Source organism: Shewanella sp. SACH (assembly GCF_001887095.2).
GTDB classification, from domain to species: Bacteria; Pseudomonadota; Gammaproteobacteria; order Enterobacterales; family Shewanellaceae; genus Shewanella; species Shewanella baltica.
Genome location: NZ_MPDG02000002.1, coordinates 133,391 through 151,664 on the forward strand (window position 1 = coordinate 133,391; position 18,274 = coordinate 151,664).

General features: G+C 49.5%; 15 protein-coding genes. 12 read left to right on the forward strand and 3 right to left on the reverse strand.

Features of this window, described 5'->3' with window-relative positions:
• Positions 1–8: 8 nt before the first annotated feature.
• The 4 genes from BM607_RS08410 to nrfD all read left to right on the forward strand — a co-directional run bounded on the left by BM607_RS08410 (position 9) and on the right by nrfD (position 4,924).
• A complete protein-coding gene (locus BM607_RS08410; protein ID WP_071938687.1) occupies positions 9–671 on the forward strand; it encodes a pentapeptide repeat-containing protein in 663 nt (220 codons plus the stop codon).
• Between the two features lie 441 nt (positions 672–1,112).
• Entirely contained in the window at positions 1,113–3,395 is a 2,283-nt protein-coding gene (phsA, locus tag BM607_RS08415) for a thiosulfate reductase PhsA (RefSeq protein ID WP_071938686.1), read from the forward strand.
• A 12-nt stretch (positions 3,396–3,407) separates the two neighbouring features.
• On the forward strand, positions 3,408–3,974 hold the full coding sequence (locus BM607_RS08420; protein WP_071938685.1) for a 4Fe-4S dicluster domain-containing protein: 567 nt from the start codon (positions 3,408–3,410) through the stop codon (positions 3,972–3,974).
• A gap of 2 nt (positions 3,975–3,976) precedes the next feature.
• A complete protein-coding gene (gene nrfD / locus BM607_RS08425) occupies positions 3,977–4,924 on the forward strand; it encodes an NrfD/PsrC family molybdoenzyme membrane anchor subunit (RefSeq protein ID WP_011847900.1) in 948 nt (315 codons plus the stop codon).
• Between the two features lie 105 nt (positions 4,925–5,029).
• Here nrfD and BM607_RS08430 read toward each other — a convergent pair whose 3' ends face one another.
• Positions 5,030–5,773, reverse strand: a complete 744-nt coding sequence (locus BM607_RS08430) for a sulfite exporter TauE/SafE family protein (protein ID WP_071938684.1) — start codon at positions 5,771–5,773, stop codon at positions 5,030–5,032.
• 81 nt (positions 5,774–5,854) lie between these two features.
• Positions 5,855–6,169 carry a met regulon transcriptional regulator MetJ gene (gene metJ / locus BM607_RS08435; protein WP_006083215.1) on the reverse strand — a complete coding sequence of 105 codons (315 nt, stop codon included), beginning with the start codon at positions 6,167–6,169 and terminating at the stop codon, positions 5,855–5,857.
• A 212-nt stretch (positions 6,170–6,381) separates the two neighbouring features.
• On the opposite strand from metJ, the gene metB reads away from it, so the two are divergent.
• The 3 genes from metB (at position 6,382) to metF (ending at position 11,055) form a co-directional block, all read left to right on the forward strand.
• Positions 6,382–7,545: a cystathionine gamma-synthase gene (gene metB, locus BM607_RS08440; RefSeq protein ID WP_071938683.1), complete on the forward strand. Its 1,164-nt coding sequence runs from the start codon at positions 6,382–6,384 to the stop codon at positions 7,543–7,545.
• A gap of 11 nt (positions 7,546–7,556) precedes the next feature.
• Positions 7,557–9,950 (forward strand): bifunctional aspartate kinase/homoserine dehydrogenase II, encoded by a 2,394-nt coding sequence (locus BM607_RS08445; protein WP_071938682.1) that lies wholly within the window; start codon positions 7,557–7,559, stop codon positions 9,948–9,950.
• A 217-nt stretch (positions 9,951–10,167) separates the two neighbouring features.
• The gene (gene metF, locus BM607_RS08450) at positions 10,168–11,055 is read left to right on the forward strand and encodes a methylenetetrahydrofolate reductase (protein WP_006083212.1); all 888 of its coding nucleotides are present in this window, start codon (positions 10,168–10,170) and stop codon (positions 11,053–11,055) included.
• A 73-nt stretch (positions 11,056–11,128) separates the two neighbouring features.
• On the opposite strand, the gene BM607_RS08455 is transcribed toward metF, so the two are convergent.
• On the reverse strand, positions 11,129–13,030 hold the full coding sequence (locus BM607_RS08455) for a methyl-accepting chemotaxis protein (RefSeq protein ID WP_071938785.1): 1,902 nt from the start codon (positions 13,028–13,030) through the stop codon (positions 11,129–11,131).
• Between the two features lie 221 nt (positions 13,031–13,251).
• Here BM607_RS08455 and slyA point away from each other — a divergent pair, with 221 nt between their 5' ends.
• The 5 genes from slyA to BM607_RS08485 all read left to right on the forward strand — a co-directional run bounded on the left by slyA (position 13,252) and on the right by BM607_RS08485 (position 17,965).
• On the forward strand, positions 13,252–13,725 hold the full coding sequence (slyA, locus tag BM607_RS08465) for a transcriptional regulator SlyA (RefSeq protein ID WP_006083211.1): 474 nt from the start codon (positions 13,252–13,254) through the stop codon (positions 13,723–13,725).
• Between the two features lie 8 nt (positions 13,726–13,733).
• Entirely contained in the window at positions 13,734–14,792 is a 1,059-nt protein-coding gene (locus tag BM607_RS08470; protein ID WP_071938681.1) for an HlyD family secretion protein, read from the forward strand.
• Positions 14,793–15,004: 212 nt separating this feature from the next.
• Positions 15,005–16,033 (forward strand): DUF2955 domain-containing protein, encoded by a 1,029-nt coding sequence (locus BM607_RS08475; RefSeq protein ID WP_071938680.1) that lies wholly within the window; start codon positions 15,005–15,007, stop codon positions 16,031–16,033.
• A 227-nt stretch (positions 16,034–16,260) separates the two neighbouring features.
• Positions 16,261–16,887 carry a c-type cytochrome gene (locus BM607_RS08480; RefSeq protein WP_071938679.1) on the forward strand — a complete coding sequence of 209 codons (627 nt, stop codon included), beginning with the start codon at positions 16,261–16,263 and terminating at the stop codon, positions 16,885–16,887.
• A 10-nt stretch (positions 16,888–16,897) separates the two neighbouring features.
• Positions 16,898–17,965 carry a c-type cytochrome gene (locus BM607_RS08485; protein WP_071938678.1) on the forward strand — a complete coding sequence of 356 codons (1,068 nt, stop codon included), beginning with the start codon at positions 16,898–16,900 and terminating at the stop codon, positions 17,963–17,965.
• The last annotated feature ends 309 nt before the right edge of the window (positions 17,966–18,274 follow it).

Genomic DNA, 18,274 nt, shown 5'->3' on the forward strand with positions numbered 1-18,274 from the left:
GAGGTGTTATGTCGTCACAGAAAGAAGTGCCAATGCTTAAACAATCAGTGCTTGCGCCATCGCAACTGGCGCAAAGCGCGGCTTTGCAGGGCAATAGTTTTTTATCAAAACAGTTTAATGGCTTGTCGGAATTAGCCCAAGAGCTACAGGGCATCGAGTTCGAGGATTGCTGCTTTCAAGACTGTCATTTTAGCGAGAGCGTTTTTCGTAAATGTAAGTTTATCGATTGTCGCTTTGTACGCTGCAACTTGAGCTTAGTGAAAGTGCCCCAGTGCCAGTTCAGCGGGGTCGAGTTTGAAGAATGTAAGTTAGTCGGTATCGATTGGACCCGCGCCGCGTGGTCGCGTTTATCCTTTGCCGCGCCCTTTTCCTTTAAGCAGTGCATTCTAAACGACTGCTCATTTTTAGGCTTGTCCCTCGATGAAATCATCATCGAAGAGTGTAAGGCCCACGATGTGGATTTTCGCGAGGGCAGCTTTAATCAAGCCAATTTCACCTACACGGATTTTAGTCATAGTCTGTTTGGTCGAACTCAATTATTGGAGGTGGATTTTAGCGAGGCATCCAATTACGATATCGACATTTTTAACAATAAAATCAAAGGGGCTAAGTTTAGCCGCGACGAAGCGATTCGCCTGCTCAACTGCCTCGATATAGAGCTAATGGATTAATGCGATTGTAATCAGTTTGCGCCCGCTAGTGCGATGTTCTTATCCTGCTAGGGTTATCGCAATTGACTGTAATGTCAGTTTTCTTCTAAGCCGCCAGTGTCCAAACTGGCGGCTTTTTTCTGTCTTCTCCGTCGATGTAAAGCCCGTTCCCAATAAGCCTGTTGATCTTATTCACGTATTTCAACGTCAGTCTTAGGTTTTAGTTGCGATAGATCACACCGAGCTTCCCCATGTGGTTTACCACAATATCCGCCTACCTCTTTCGGGATAACAATCTTTGTGGATGAGCAGTGTATTCAGCGGATGCTGGTATTCAGAAGATATGGCGGCGCTGTTTTAATGCTTTATAACTAAAAAAGTAATCAAATCAGTGAGCAAACCTCTGCTCGATGGCGCCACAAATGGCGACTGACGGGTGGGATGAGCGTGATGGAGGTAACCATGATTGAGCTTAATAGGCGAACCTTTTTAAAGGGAGCGGGAGCGAGTAGCGCCACGTGTGCGTTAGCCAGTCTGCTGCCGGGCAGCTTAGCGGCATTAGAGAATAAGCAGCTAAAGGGCATGGGCAAGGAAATTGCCAGTATTTGCGAAATGTGTTCAACCCGTTGCCCGATTTCGGCGCGGGTGATTGAGGGCAAAAACGTCTTCATTAGTGGCAACAAGGCCGCTAAGTCCTTTGGCGGTAAAGTGTGTGCCCGAGGCGGCGCAGGCCATAGTTTATTGTACGATCCACAGCGTATCGTTAAACCGTTAAAGCGGGTTGGCGAACGTGGCGAAGGCAAATGGGCTGAGATCAGTTGGGATGAGGCTTATAAATTAATCGCTGAAAACCTCAATAAAATCAAAAAAGAACATGGCCCAGAGGCAGTGGCATTCTCGTCAAAATCGGGCTCACAAGAAAAGCATTTGTTTCACCTTGCGACCGCCTTTGGTAGTCCAAATACTTTTACCCACGCGTCGACGTGCCCCGGCGGTTATGAAATTGCCGCTAAGGCTATTTTTGGCACTAAGGTTAAACGTGATTTAAGTAATTCTAAATACATCATTAACTTCGGCCATAACCTGTACGAAGGCATCAATATGTCCGAAACCCGCGGCATGATGGCGGCGCAAATGGACAAAGGTGCCAAGCTAGTAGTGTTCGAGCCAAGATTCTCTGTCGTGGCCGATAAAGCCGATGAATGGTACGCCATTCGCCCCGGAACCGACGTTGCCGTCGCCTTGGCGTTATGCCATGTATTGATTGAAGATAATCTTTACGACAAGGCATTTGTCGCGCGCTATGTGGAAGGCTTCGAAGCCTTTGCCGCCGAAGTGAAAGCCTATACCCCTGAATGGGCAGAAACCATCTCCGATGTGCCTGCCAAAGACATTCGCCGCATCGCCCACGAATATGCCGCTAAAGCGCCCCATGCCGTGGTCGATTTTGGTCACAGAGCCACCTTTACCACCGAAGAGTTTGAGATGCGCCGCGCCCTGTACGCCGCCAACGTCTTGATTGGTAATATTGAGCGTAAGGGCGGGATTTATATCGGCCAGAAACCCAGTGATTACAACAAGCTTGCCGGTGAAGCTGTTGCGCCCGTATTGGCCAAACCCGGCGTGAAAGACATGCCAAAACCAGCAGCGAAACGAATCGATCAAGTGGAAGAACAGTACGCCATGATGTGGACATCGGGCGGCGTCTACCAAACCATTCTCGATGCCACTTTAAGCGCTGTGCCTTACCAGTTACACGGCTGGGTGATGTCACGCACTAATCCAATGCAAACCATGACAGACAGGGCGCGCGTTGTTGAAGCCATGAAAAAGCTCGACTTTATCGCCGTGTGTGATGTGTATATCAGCGAAACCGCCGCCTATGCTGACGTGATTTTACCTGAGTCAACTTATCTTGAACGTGATGAAGAAATTGCTGATAAGTCAGGTAAAAATCCCGCCTATTATGTGCGCCAACGAGTCGTTGAAACCTTAGGTGATACTAAGCCTTCTTGGCAGATCTTTAAGGATGTGGGTGTGGCTATGGGCCTTGGCGAGTTCTATCCTTGGGAAAACATGGAAACCCTGCAAATGCTGCAGGTGAACCGCGACACTGACCTGCTGCGCCGGATCAAAGACGAAGGTTTTGTGAGCTTCGGTAAGCCAATTATGTTGTGCGAGCCTAAGATGGTTGCCGAGTTTATTAAGGCATACCCCAATGCGCGACCTGCCGATGAAGACGGCACTTACGCCAGTGCACTCACCTTTAAAACCCCGAGTGGCAAGATTGAACTCACCTCCGCGAAAGTGGAAGCCATGGCTCCGGGCCGTGGGGTGATCAAGTTCCGCGAAGTGCATCTTAAAAAAGCAGACGAGCTGTACTTTATCCAAGGCAAAGTGGCGGTGCACACCAATGGCGCCACCCACAATGTGCCTATGCTCGCTAACCTGATGTCGGATAACGCTGTGTGGGTTCACCCCGTCACAGCGGGCAAGTTAGGGATCAGCAATGGCGACCCAATCCGCCTCACCAGCAGTGTTGGCACAGAAGAAGGCCATGCCTTAGTCACGCCGGGCATTCGCCAAGATACTGTATTTGCTTACATGGGCTTTGGTTCTAAAAACAAAGAGTTGGTCAGAGCAACAGGCAAAGGTATCCACTGCGGTAACTTACTGCCGCACGTGACTGCTCCTGTGTGTGGCATGACTGTGCACACCACGGGCGTCACGCTGGCAAAGCGCTAATCGGAGGCTTAAATGAATAAACGATATGTAATGGTGCACGACGAGAATAAGTGCATCGGCTGCCAAGCTTGTAACGTGGCGTGTCGCAGTGAAAATGGCGTCCCCGAAGGCGTTACTCGTCTGCAAGTGCGAGTGGAAGGCCCCTTTGGTGAGATGCCAAATCTGCACTTCAAATACCACAGGGTATCTTGCCAGCAATGTGAAGATGCGCCCTGCGTTAAGGTGTGCCCAACGGGCGCAGCCTATGTGGGTGAAGACGGCATTATCTCTATCCATACCGAGAAGTGTGTCGGCTGTATGTACTGTGTGGCAGCGTGCCCTTATAAAGTGCGCTTTATGAACCCAGAAACCAAGGCGGCGGATAAGTGTAACTTCTGTAAAGACACGCGTTTAGCGCGGGGCGAAGAGCCAGCGTGTGTGACTGTGTGTCCAACCGATGCCTTAGTGTTTGGCGATGCTAATGATCCGCAGAGTGACGTGGCCATCATGCTCAACACTAAAATCACATACCAAGATAAAACCCATTTGGGCACTAAACCTAGGGTATATCGCGTTCCTACCAAAAGAGGAGGGATTTGATTATGAACAATACTTGGGGCGACATGGCGCAATATGATCCTGTCACTTGGCACTGGGTCATCGCCGTTTACCTGTTTATGGCGGGGTTATCCGCGGGCAGTTTATTGATTGGCATTGGTTTACGCTGGGCGAATAAGGAGCTCAGCGCCGGAGCCGAAAGCAGTATTCTTAAGGCGGCTGCCATTATTGGGCCTGTGGCAATTAGCTTAGGTCTAGCTTGCCTAGTGTTTGATTTAACCAAACCCTTCCACTTCTGGCTGATCTTAATTCACTATAACTTCCAGTCTGTGATGGCCATTGGGGTGCTGGCGCTGCTGGCGTATTCTCCCTTAGCCTTTGCGTACGCCATTATTGTGCTGCGGGATGACTTACCAAAATGGGGTTTGGGTTTCCTAGCGCCTATCGCTAAGTTACTTATGCCATTTCGAAAGCTGATTGAAGTATTGTTGTTTGTCCTCGCCATTGGCGTAGGGGCTTACACTGGCTTCTTAATTTCGGCGATGAATGCTTACCCTATGCTCAACACTGCGGTACTGCCTGCGCTGTTTTTAGTGTCGGGTTTATCGGCGGGCGCTGCGGCAAACGCGGTACTGGCACTCTTGCTGTTTAAGACTGACAGCCACGATAAAACTTTAGTCAAGATGCACGGTTTAGAGTTGCCTGTGATGGCGATTGAAATTCTGTTCCTGTTCATGTTGTTCTGCGCCTTGTACTTCAAGGGCGGCGCGGCGGCTGCGGCCTTAGCGTCGTTAACCTCTGGGCTATGGGCAAGCGTGTTCTGGATAGGCGTCGTCGGTATAGGTTTTGGTATTCCATTGCTGTTCATGTTGCTACCAGCCGCGACTCGCCATACTAAGGGCGCGATGATCATGGTGGCCTGCGCGAGCTTAACGGGCGTACTCGCTCTAAGACACTTTATTGTGTACGCAGGGCAAAGCTATTTAAGCTGAGTGTAAGCTGGCTTTAGATCTTGATAGATAAAGAAAAGCACTGACAATGTCAGTGCTTTTTTATTGCTTGAATCTTGAGAAGGTTTGCCAATACAAGCAGGACGCTTATTGGGGTAATAACTCGATAACCGACTTCACCGTTAGCACTAAGGCGCTGATACTGCACAGGACTAATGTCGCCATTTTAGTCTTGTCTTTATCGACACTGCCCACCAATCGCCCCGCGACTACATATCCTAAAAGCACTGAAGGCAGCAGCATTAACGACAGCCACAGGTGCTTCAATTCTAATAAGCCAGTGATCGCCAGAATGACCATAGCTATGGTGGAGCTAAAAATGAAGAAGGCCGACAGGGCGGCGCGAAACTGCGAAGCGTCTTTGCCTGACAATAGAATCGCCATCGGCGGGCCACCAATAGCGGCAATATTACCGAAAATCCCCGAGACGACGCCCGCCCCAAAGAGGGTTTTCTTATTCACTGGCAGGCTGAATTTATACAGGCTGAGGATAACCGCGACAGCCACAATGGCGGCAATGGATAACCCGAGTATGGGCTGAGGCGCAAACAGCAACAGACTCGCGCCGATAAAACCACCGGGCACGCGACCTAGGAGTGCATATTGCAAGCCATTGAATTCTAAATGACCACGTTCCCGGAATAAGGTCAGTAGCGAGATGGTAAATCCCATGGCAATAACGGGACCCGGTACGAGCTGCGGATCGACGATATACAGCAAAGGGCTGGCGACAACCGCTAGGCCAAACCCAATCAGGCTCTGGGTTAAGGCGCCAAGAAATACAATCAGCGAGGCCAAGGCAAGAGTCTGTGGATCTATCATAGAAAACATAGGATTCCATATAAACAAAAAGGGATCGTTAACGATCCCTATTGATGAGCACTGTGATGTAACTTTGCCAGCGACAAGTCGCTATTCCATGTCTTCCCACTCGATCCCCATCTCGTCCATCAGCAACTTGGCTTCGGCGGGAATGCTGTCTGGGCTATCTTTTGACAGATCTTCATCGTTAGGCAATGGCTGGCCAGTGTAGGCGTGCAAAAATGCCTCACACAACAGCTCGCTGTTGGTGGCGTGACGCAAATTATTGACCTGACGACGAGTTCGTTCGTCCGTAAGGACCTTAAGCACTTTGAGCGGAATAGACACAGTAATTTTTTTTACTTGTTCATTCTTCTTGCCATGTTCAGCATAGGGGCTGATGTATTCCCCATTCCATTCAGTCATTGACTCACCTGTTATAACGCTAAATTCGGGGCAGATTTTAAACCCTTACAAAGAACAGTCAAATTATTGCTACTATTTCTTTGTGATTGCAAACAGATTTCTTTATGTTCAGACGTCTAAACGTCTTCACGCCTATTGACGATGGCGTTGGGCTTAGGTACATTTAGACGTCCAGACATCTCTATCAGTCTACCGAATTTAGGAGTCCACCCATGGCAGAGCGTCAATTAGCCACACTGGCAGTGCGTCAGGGTATCGAAAGCGATACTCAATATGGTGCAGTTGTGCCACCGATTTATTTGTCGACTAATTACGCCTTCGATGGTCATAAAAATCCCCGCGAATTCGATTACAGTCGTTCAGGCAACCCAACGCGCTGCATTTTAGGCGAAGCATTAGCGCAATTAGAAAAGGGCGCCACTGGCATAGTGACCTGCACTGGCATGGCGGCCATCACTCTAGTGACCACTTTGCTCGGCCCCGATGATCTATTGGTGGTGCCCCACGATTGTTACGGCGGTTCTTACCGTTTATTTACCAACTTGGCAAAGAAAGGTCAGTTTAAGTTGATTGTGGTCGATCAAACCGACAGCCAAGCGTTAGCCGCCGCTATCGGGCAGAATCCTAAGATGGTGTGGCTCGAAACCCCATCGAACCCGCTATTGCGTGTGGTGGATATCGAAGCCATTGCCAAGGCGATCCATGAGGTCGGCGCGCTAGTCGTGGTCGATAACACTTTTTTATCGCCGATATTGCAACAACCCCTATTGTTAGGCGCGGATATCGTTATCCACTCCACCACTAAATACATCAATGGTCACAGCGATGTGGTTGGCGGCGCAGTGGTTGCCAAAGATGCACAAATTGGCGAAAGCTTACATTGGTGGTCGAACACGTTAGGCTTAACGGGATCGGCATTTGATAGTTACTTAACCCTGCGCGGCCTACGTACCTTAGCGGTGCGAATTCGTGAACATCAAACCAATGCCCAGCGCATTGTTGAGGTATTGACGCAAAGCCCTGTGGTGAGCAAAGTTTATTACCCTGGTCTTGCGGATCACCCAGGTCATGCCATTGCTGCCAAGCAACAAAAAGGCTTTGGCGCTATGCTGAGTTTTGAACTCAAGGGCGGCGAGGCCGAAGTGGTGGCCTTTTTAGGTGCACTCAGCTTATTTAGCGTGGCGGAAAGTTTAGGTGGCGTCGAAAGTTTAGTGGCCGTGCCCGCAACTATGACCCACAGAGCCATGGAGCCGCAGGCGCGTTTTGAGGCAGGCATTAAAGACACCCTATTGCGTTTATCGGTGGGTATTGAAGATGCCGCCGATTTAGTTGCAGATATTCAAGCAGGATTAGCCGCCGTTGCGGCTTGTCAGTAGAGGAATAATAGATGGCACGTTGTCACTTACATAAATTTGGTGGCTCCAGTTTAGCGGATGCCGATTGTTATCGTCGAGTCGCCCATATCCTGTTAACCCACGGTCATAGTGATGACCTTGTGGTGGTCTCTGCGGCGGGTAAGAGCACGAATTTCCTGTATAAATTATTAGCGCTGCGCGACGCGGGTCAGTTGTGGCAAGAAGAATTACAAGTGCTGACCAGCTATCAACAGGGGTTGGTAGAGCAGTTATTGTCGAACGAACAAGCCCGCGATCTGCGTGAGCGTTTGGCGACAGATCAGGCGCAACTCATCAGTTTATTGTCCCTCGACGAACGTAACGAATATCAAGTTAACCATGTGGTGAGCTTTGGCGAGCGTTGGTCGGCACGTTTAATGGCGGCGCTGCTGCGCGAATCTGGTGTGGCGGCAAGCCACGTGGATGCCTGTTCAATTTTAGTGGCCGATGAAGCCGCCGTGCCACAAATTCGGGTGCAGGAATCCCGCGCAAAAGTACAAGCGCTGTTGGCCGCCCATCCAAATGAACGACTGGTGATCACTGGCTTTATCTGCGCTAACGAGCGCGGCGATACTTTATTACTTGGTCGTAATGGTTCCGATTTTAGCGCCAGCCTGATTGCTAGTCTCGCCGATATTGAGCGCGTGACCATTTGGACCGATGTAGAAGGGGTGTTCAACGCCGATCCTAATAAAATCAACGATGCTAAATTACTGAAAAGCATGTCACTTGCCGAAGCTGACCGCTTAGCGCGTTTAGGCTCGCCAGTATTGCATTCGCGCACTCTGCAGCCTTTGTTCAATACCGAAGTGAGTTTAGCGGTGCGCTCAAGTTATGCGTCCCACACCGACTTTACCTTGATTGCGCCCCACAGTTCGTCTGCGAGCGCGCCTGTGGTGACGAACCTCAATGCTGTCGTCTTGTTCGGCTTTAAGCTCACTGGTGAATTAACGAGCTTATTAGATTCGTTGATCGCCGCGGGTTTAACGCCATTGGCCCATTGGACGTCTGCCCATCAAAGGGTTGAGCTTGCCTATACCGCTGAAAATCAAAAACAAGTGCAAAGATTGCTCGATACTCATGCACAAGCATTAGGGATCAGCGATCAGCAGATCAACACAGATCTCGGCTTAGTGGCGTTAGTGAGTGCCGATGCTGAACATTATCGCCGTAGCTTCGCCCGTTTACTAAGCCGTGATGCTAAACCTTTGTTTAGTGGCGACTTAAGCTTAGTGACGCTGGTGCCTCAGTCGCAGGTGAATCTGTTAACCCAAAAGGTACACCGCCGCTGCGCTGGGCCGCGTAAACGCATTGGCGTCTTACTACTCGGTGTGGGCAACATAGGTGAGGCTTGGGTCGATTTGTTTAAGTCGGTTTCACCATCATTGGACCATGAACTCGAAGCCAGTGTTGAGTTAGTCGGCTTAGTCAGTTCGAGTAAAGCTTTGATTAAATCCACTGGGATTAATCTTGCCGCGTGGCAGACTGAGTTTAATACCGAGGCAACACCTTGGCAGTACGAGCACTTGTTCGAGCAATTAGAACGGGTTAACTGCGATGAGCTGGTGGCCTTAGATATCAGTGCCAGTGCCAGTTTGACGCTGCAATATCCAGAGCTATTCGAGCGCGGTATCCATGTGGTGAGCGCGAATAAACTTGCGGGCTCGGGTCCACTGCCTTTCTACCGTGAGTTAAAGCAGCAACTGGGTAATCGTCGTTTATTTTGGCGCTATAACGCCAGTTGCGGCGCGGGCTTACCCATCCAACATGCGCTAAATGATCTGCGTAACAGCGGTGATAGTGTTGAAGCCGTGGGCGGGATTTTCTCTGGCACTCTGTGTTGGTTATTTGAGAAATACGATACCAGCAAGCCTTTCTCTGAATTAGTGATTGAAGCCAGAGGCTTAGGTATTACTGAACCCGATCCCCGCGACGATCTGTCCGGTCGTGATATGCAGCGTAAGCTGCTTATTTTGGCCCGTGAAATTGGCCTTGAAATCGAGCTTGAAGATATTGAATTACGCTCATTAGTGCCAGCCGACTTGGCGGATATTCCCTTAGATCAATTTCTTGCCCGCATTGCCGAGTTAGATGCCGATCTGCTGCAACAATACGGCGCAGCGGCGGAACAAAATAAGGTGCTCAGATACGTGGCATCCTTAGATAACAGCGGCCCAGAGCTTAAAGCCGAAGTCGGTTTGCAATGGATTGATGCCCATCATCCCTACGCTAATTTGACTCCAGGGGATAACGTGTTTGTGATCCGCAGCGTCTTCTATCAAGGCAATCCGTTGATCATCCGTGGACCGGGCGCCGGACGCGAAGTGACAGCTGCGGCCGTGCAGTCGGATCTGACGCAGATCTGTCGCGATCTCTTGCAAGAGTAGACTGAAATTCAGCAGCTTAAAGGACTCATTTGAGTCCTTTTTTATTGGCTAAAATAAATCTATCGAATTAACCGAGATTAAATGCGGTTTATGGACATTTTTTGGCTTGACTTACATCTCAGTTTCTCTAGTATATGGACATATAGACGTCCAAACGTCCATTTGAACTAATTCATAATAGCAAAGAGTAGCGCCAAGGGCGGTTGAGGAAATACACATGGCTTTTCATCACGCACAACATTCACAATCGCTGAACCAGAGCTTGTCTGAGCTTAATGGCGATATTAATGTTTCTTTTGAGTTTTTCCCGCCATCGACCCCCGAAATGGAACAGATCCTGTGGAACTCTATTCGTCGTTTAGAGCCGCTTAATCCTAAGTTTGTGTCTGTGACCTATGGCGCTAACTCAGGTGTGCGCGACCGCACCCACGGCGTGATTGAGCGTATTCAACAGGAAACTGACCTCGTTGCCGCGCCGCACTTAACCTTAGTGGATGCTAGCGATGAAGAGCTATTAGAACTGGCTAAGCATTACTGGAAATCGGGCATTCGTGACATAGTAGCACTGCGGGGCGATTTACCTGCGGGCAGCCCTAAGCCAACTCGTTTTGCGGTGGATTTAGTGCGTTTACTGCGCTCTGTGGCCGACTTTGATATTTCCGTTGCGGCCTATCCAGAAGTGCATCCCGATGCGAGCAATGCACAGGCTGATTTGATCAACCTCAAGCGTAAGATTGATGCGGGCGCTAGCCGTGCCATTACCCAGTTTTTCTTCGATGTGGAATCTTACCTGCGTTTTCGTGACCGCTGCGTCGCCGCCGGTATCGACGTTGAAATCGTGCCAGGCATTTTACCTGTGACTAACTTTACCCAGTTAAAACGTTTCGCGGGCATGACCAATGTGTCGTTACCGGGCTGGCTACACAAGCAATTCGATGGTTTAGAAAACGATGCCGGTACACGCCAATTGGTGGGCGCAAACGTGGCAATCGACATGGTAAAAGTCCTGTCCCGTGAAGGCGTGAAGGATTTCCACTTCTACACCTTAAATCGCGCCGAACTGACCTACGCTATTTGCCATACGTTAGGTGTGCGTCCTAAGTAAAACATCAACAACATAAACTAATAAAAACGCCGCAGAGAATGCGGCGTTTTGCTTTGTGTCAGTGGTGTATGTATTAGATCCTAAACTGTGCCAGTAGCAGTTGCAGGCGAGCCGCAAGCTGGGCAAGTTCGTCACCCGCCCGCGCAGTGTGCACTGCACTATTGGTTGTCGTCGTGGCAATATCGTTGATGTTATTGATGTTCTTGTTAATTTCTGCGGAAACAGCACATTGCTCATTTGCCGCGCTGGCGATCTGGATGTTCATCTGGCTAATGGTCGAAACCGCTTGGGTGATGGCCACGAGTTCTTCACCCGCTTGATTAACTTGGGCAACACAGCTTTGAGTAGTGCGTGAACTGGTTTCCATCGCCGAAACGGTAGATTTGGCTTTAAGCTGTAGCGCTTCAATCATTTTTTGAATTTCTGTGGTTGAAGCTTGAGTGCGAGTCGCAAGGGTGCGAACTTCATCGGCTACGACGGCGAATCCTCGTCCTTGCTCTCCGGCTCTGGCGGCCTCAATTGCAGCATTAAGCGCCAGCAAGTTGGTCTGTTCGGTAATATTGCGGATCACAACTAATACAGAATCAATTTCGGCAGTATTACGTTCGAGTTCATTAATGGCATTGGCGGCTGCGGCGATTTCTTCCGCTAATACAGCAATCGTCGCGACGACTTTTTGCACTACGAGTTTGCCTTGTTCGGTTGACTCATTGGCGTGATTGGCAGCATCCGCGGCATCGGTCGCATTGTGGGCAACCTCTTGAACAGTGGCGGCCATTTCATTCATTGCGGTGGCGACCTGTTCGGTTTCAAGATTCTGACGATTGGCCATCGATTGAGTTTCGTGGGTAATGCCCGACATCTCTTCCGCTGAGGTTGCGAGTAAACTCGTGGCATCAGACACTTGAGTCACAGTGTGGTGGATTTTCTCCACAAAACGGTTAAATGCCTGCGCTAACTCGGCGATTTCATCCTTACTCGTTATGGTAATTCGACGGGTTAAATCGCCTTCGCCTTCGGCGATGTCATTCATGGCTTGGGTTGTTTCTGCTATTGGGCGGGTAATGCCCTTAGCAATAAACCAAGCAATGGCAGTGCCGATTAACATTGCAGCGAAACCGATGAGAATCAACTTGAGGCGAATATCCGCCATGACTTGCTCTGAATGGCTTCTGTCCATCGCAATATCCAGTACCCCAAAGACTTGCCCCGAGTAATCTTTTATGGCGTGGCGATACAAAGCGAAGGTTTTGCCCTCTAAGCTAATAGTGCGAATAACTTCGTTGCCTTGCATCACGCTATTGAGTTCACTTATGGCCTGAATATCGGGCGTGAACGTGGCGCCAAATGCTTTAAAATCCGCGCCATTGGGCAACAATAATGCGATTTCAGCTTGATAAGCATCTTTAAAACTGTCGAAGAAAGGTTGTCCAAAGGACATACCAAATTCCACTGAGCCTGTGTGTTGGCCTTGATAACCCATGGGCACTAAACCGCGAATCCCTAAACCTTCGACACCATATTCCAAACCGTTTAAGGGCTGTTTTGTGGTGTTGGTTTCCACAATAGTTTTACGAATTGCAGTGAGATCATCACCGAATTTTTCGGGGCGATGTAATCGTAAAAAAGAGGTTGCCGGCGGCGTATGAAACTGAAATTGTTGTACGTCGAAATCTTGCTTAAGCTTGGCAAACAGGGGCAGAGTACGGTCTTTGAGTGCAGGGCGATCCCGTTCGGCGAAGTTACTTTGGATCTCTGGCGTCAGTGAAACTATCGTTGCCATGGCCTGTGCGAGTTTACCGGATGAGGCTATGTTGGCTACCGCAGTTTCGTACAGTTTATGCAGTTCTCTTTGCTCAGATTCTTTCACCTGACTGCTGAATTCCGACAGGACTAGCAGCATGATAAAGCTCATCATGGCCAACAGTAATAGACATATCCCAACCACAATCCTCGTACTAATTTTTAAATTCACCAAAGCCAACCTCCCAGTTCACTTCATCAGTCTGATTTATCTTTTTAATATTATAGAGATACGGCTGACTATATTTGAGATGACGCCAGCCTTTTGGATTATTTGTTTCCCTATGCGACATTTTTGCGCCATAGGACACAGAAAATTTTTTATATGAGCACATTTACTTAGCCTGCTAACTAAGTATAATGCTTAGCACGCTAACTAAGTGGGTAAGCAAGATGCAAAAAGAATTAGAGCGATTGAAAGAGTTATCACTGGCGGAGCATTTAGGCCGTCTGCATCGATTGTGGCGTACCGTGGCTGATGTCGAACTGGCGCCTTTGGGATTAACCCATCCCCGCTGGACGGCATTGTGGAAATTACTGCGTTTAGGCGACAGCGTGAGCCAGAAAGTGTTAGCCGATGCCTTAGAAATTGAATTGGCTTCGTTAATGCGCACCTTAGGGCAATTAGAGGAGCAAGGTTTAGTCGAGCGTCATTGCTGCGACAAAGATAAGCGCGCAAGGATTGTGACGCTAACGCCTGCGGGATTGGATGTATTAAAGCAAATGGAAGCGCGGATAATTCAGGTGCGCCGTGAGTTATTAGCTGGGATCAGTGCCAGCGAGCTCAGCGAATTTGAACGCATTATTAGCCTGATTAGTGACAACGCCAGCGCCAAATTGGCCAAGGCAACAGCAACCATTTTGTGAGAAAGAAGATGACACCGGATCAACAGTTTGCCCGTTTAGTAAAATTTGCCATGTTCGGCTTTGTGATGGTTTTTGGCTATTTTATGCTTGCCGATACTATGATGCCATTAACGCCGCAAGCTATGGCGACGCGTGTGGTGACTAAGGTTACGCCGCAGATCAGCGGCAAAATTCAGACCATAGCCGTGACGAACAACCAAGCGGTTGCCAAGGGCGATTTGTTGTTTCAAGTCGATCCCGCGCCCTATGAGTTAGCGGTATCTCAAGCTAAATTAGCCTTAGAGCAAGCCCGCCAAGACAATGCCGAGTTAGATGCCTCGCTGCTGGCCGCGAAGGCCGACGTCAATGCCAACAAAACCACCTCACAACAGAAACGCAGCGAAGCTAAACGCCTCGATGCCCTGTATGCCACCCATGGTGTATCGCAGCAGCAAAGGGATCAGGCCGATAGTGATGCCGCCGCCGCGGAAGCCAATTTGCTCGCCGCCAATGCGCGTTTAGAAAAACTTAAGGTGAGCCGTGGCAGTTATGGCGAAGAGAATCTTAAGGTGCGTCAGGCACAAAATCATCTTGCCCAAGCTGAGCTCAATTTGTCTTACACCCAAATCCATGCCGATCAGGACGGGATAGTGACTAACCTGCAGCTAGAAGTCGGGAGTTTTGCGACCGTAGGGCAACCTCTGTTAGCCGTGGTATCGGATAAGATTGATATTATTGCTGATTTTCGTGAAAAGAGTTTGCGTGGCGTCAATGCTTCATCGACCGCTTTGATTGCGTTCGATGGCGAACCCGGCCGTTTATATCGGGCGACGGTGAGCAGTGTCGATGCGGGCGTGAGTGCGGGGCAATTCGATGCCAATGGCCGTTTAGCGGCGCCGCAGGAATCTGATCGTTGGGTGCGTGATGCCCAAAGATTGAGGCTGCATTTGGAGTTAGATGGGATGGCGATGAACAGCTTGCCAGCCGGTGCGCGCGCAACCGTACAACTGCTGCCCGATAATAGCCTATTTAGTCTGCTGGCTAAGGTGCAGATTAAAGTCATTAGCCTGCTGCACTATATTTATTAGCCTATTTACTAGCTTATTTATCAGCCTATTTACTAGCGTATTGACTCGCCTATCTACTCGCACTAATTGCTGTTGACGGGCGAGTGACTCGCGGTTGGTGTGTGTTTGCCGTGAGTCGCTTGAGTGAACGCTTCAAAGCAACATAAGTGTGAATGCAGCATAAGCCAGCTAAACATCCCCATTTTACGTATCGATAGAACAAGGCGACGAGCATGTTACTACGCCATAGCCCATTGACGGCCAACGATTTACGCCAGTGTTTACGGATTGCGACTGGCGCGACCATAGGTTTTACCCTGTGTAAAATGTTTGGTTGGAGCAATGGAGTCTTTTTCACTGTGACCCCCATGCTATTACTCGGACTTGTGCCTGTGATGAATGGCCACGCTATGCGCCAGTTATTGGCCTCATCTGCCATGGCGGGGTTAGAGGTTGGACTGATCGGTGGTTTCTTCGGTAGCCATCCCGGCCTGATGACGCCCATCGTCTTTCTGTTATTTCTATACCGTTTTGCGGCCATGTCCCGCGGCAGTTTATTCCTCTTTGGCGCCAATGGAGTGCTCAGCCTCAGCATCATGCTGCACTTTGCAAGCTATCCCAATACCAATCTGAATGACTTAGTTTTCAGTAACTTTTGGGCGACGGCATTGTCGGTCGTTATTGCCTACGCTATGACGGCACTCTGGCCCGATGTGGAACCCAGGGCGGCTTACAAGCCTGGACCTAAGGCGCCACATCGAATGCGCCACGAAGCGTTACTCGGCGCGACCATAGCGACGGCATCATTTCTGGTATTCCAAATATTTGATCTGCGGGATTCGATGTCGGCTCAGGCGACCACCTTGTTGCTCCTGTTTCCTATGCATTGGAATGGCGCACTCGACTATGCCCGTAAGCGCGCCATAGGCACTTTGCTGGGCGTGTCGTTTGGGGTCGTTGTGCAGTTGGTACTCTATGACTGGTCAGGACTATTGATATTAATCGTCCCCTTACTGTGGATTGGACTGATGATCTTTAGCCAAGCCCATGTACGAGAGGCAAGTGGCTCTGGCGTGGGTTTTGGCGCCATGACAACTTTAGGCATTCTGTTTGGGCAGTATCTGACCCCAGGCAACGATTTAATCTTCAGCGCCTTATATCGAGTGAGCAGCATTCTCACCGCCATCGTCGGCACGCTACTCCTGTGTTATTTGATACATAAGTTATTGAATCGTTTTGAATCGACGCGATTTGGTTATTGATTCTGGCTACTCGGGCTTGAAGACTTGCAGCATACCCTTGCAAAGAGTAAGGTAAATTTATCCCATTTGGATTGAACAATAAATGAGCTTTAATGAACGCTAAGGCTCATTTATTGACTGTTTTAAAAATGGGCGGCTTACTCAAAAGTGGGCTCAGTGTGTGAGCAGCAACATAAATAACAATAACCACCTATGCTTTAGAGCTTAACTCTCTTCAAGGATAGAACATGAAGATTAAAACATTCGTCATAGGCTTAACGCTATGCAGCGGCTATGCGGCCGCCTCCGTTGCGCCTTCTGGCAAACAATTGATGGAAATTATCCCCCAACCGGCACAGTTATGTGTGTCTTGTCATGGGGTAGAAGGTCAGGGCGTTGAACCGCTCGGCCCTCGATTAGCGGGATTATCTAAACAATATATCTCGACCCAATTACAGCATTTCCAAGCGGGTGTGCGCCAAAACGCAACCATGATGCCGATGGCAATGACGTTACAAGGAGATGGGATTGAGCAAGTGGCAAACTACTTTTCTGCAAAGCCTGCCAATGAGGTCAAGCCCGTTATCCGCGGCGAACAGGTGGTTTTCAATGACGATACCGCCCGCTTAGCCTACCAAGGTGATTGGTCACGTGGTTTACCAGCCTGCGTGACCTGCCATGGTCCTTCGGGGTTAGGTGGCGGCTTATTTCCCCGTTTAGCCGGTCAGCAAGCGAGTTATATTAAAACTCAATTACTAGCATGGCAGTCGGGAACGCGCAAAGGTGATGTCGATGGCATGATGGCGAACGTAGCTTACAAGCTTACCGCCGCTGAGGTTGATGCCTTAGCGAACTACTTTGCTAATTTGAAATAAGGAGCTGGCCATGAAATATTCCGCAATGTTATTACTGGCCGCGATGGGGTCGTTAACCGTGCCGGCGCAAGCCGAATCGGATCCGGTGCAAGAGCGCCCAGATAAACAAGCCCCGCTGCCTTCTTTCCCTAAGATACCGGATCAAACCTATCTCGTCCCTAGACCTTTGAGTGCCATTCCTGAAGGCGCTTTTGGTGACAAAGTGCGTTTGGGTTATCAGCTATTTGTGAATACCCAACAACTGCGTGATAAGTATGTGGGTAACGAGCTTAACTGCACCAACTGCCATATGGATGCGGGCCGAAAAGCCAATGCTTCACCCCTTTGGGGCGCGTATTTTGCTTATCCGGCGTATCGCAAAAAAGACAATAAGGTCAGTAGCTTTGAAGAGCGCATTCAGGGCTGCTTTAACTATTCGATGAATGGTAAAGCCCCTGCATCGGCGAGCCCTGAGCTAGTGGCGCTTTCTGCCTATGCCTATTGGTTAGGCATGGGTGGCTTGATGGACGAAGCAAATATTAGCGGCCCAGTCCCTGAGCTTAGCGATGCAGAGTTAGTCAAAGGTGCCAAACGGGAAGATTTCCCGCTACCTGAGATATTAGCCAAGGCGATGACAGTTGAGCAGCGTGCCAACTTGCCGGGTCGTGGTTATCCTGAGATCCCAAAACCCGAACAAGCCTATTCACCTGAACGGGGTAAAGAGGTCTATGTCGCCCATTGCCAAACTTGCCACAGTGTTGATGGCCAAGGTCAAGCGATTGCTGGCGTTTATGCGCTGCCACCGCTGTGGGGGCCTAAGAGTTACAACTGGGGGGCAGGAATGCACAGGGTCAATACTGCCGCATTCTTCATCCATGAAAACATGCCTTTTGGTAAGAGTATGCAGTTGACTAACCAACAGGCTTGGGACGTTGCAGCTTATATCAACTCCCACGAGCGTCCACAGGACCCGCGTAGCAAGGGCGATGTGAAGCAGGCGCAGGAGAAATACCACAATGACAGCGATTACTATGGTGTCGAGGTCGATGGCAAAGTGTTAGGCACTGAGTCCTATCCGATTTTTCCTAAGAAGTCATAGCCCAAAGCGTTAGGCCAGTTTAGAGATGAGTTTGAGTTAGTTATAAATCTAGACCTATTTTCATGAACCAAAAAGCCAGTAGAGGTTATCTTTACTGGCTTTTTAATGGGTCAAACATGCGTTGATCAATTTTACTGAGTCATCTGTGATTTCAGTTGTTAGGATCTTCGCGTTTGCAGGTATCAATGTATAGGTGAGTCATGGCATTCGCTCGTCGACTCGCAGCCAGTCCATCCTTGGATGCTCGACCGCCCCGTCCATGGGGCGGACGGTCGTCTCGCAAATCACCATGACTCGCCTTTTGAGCAT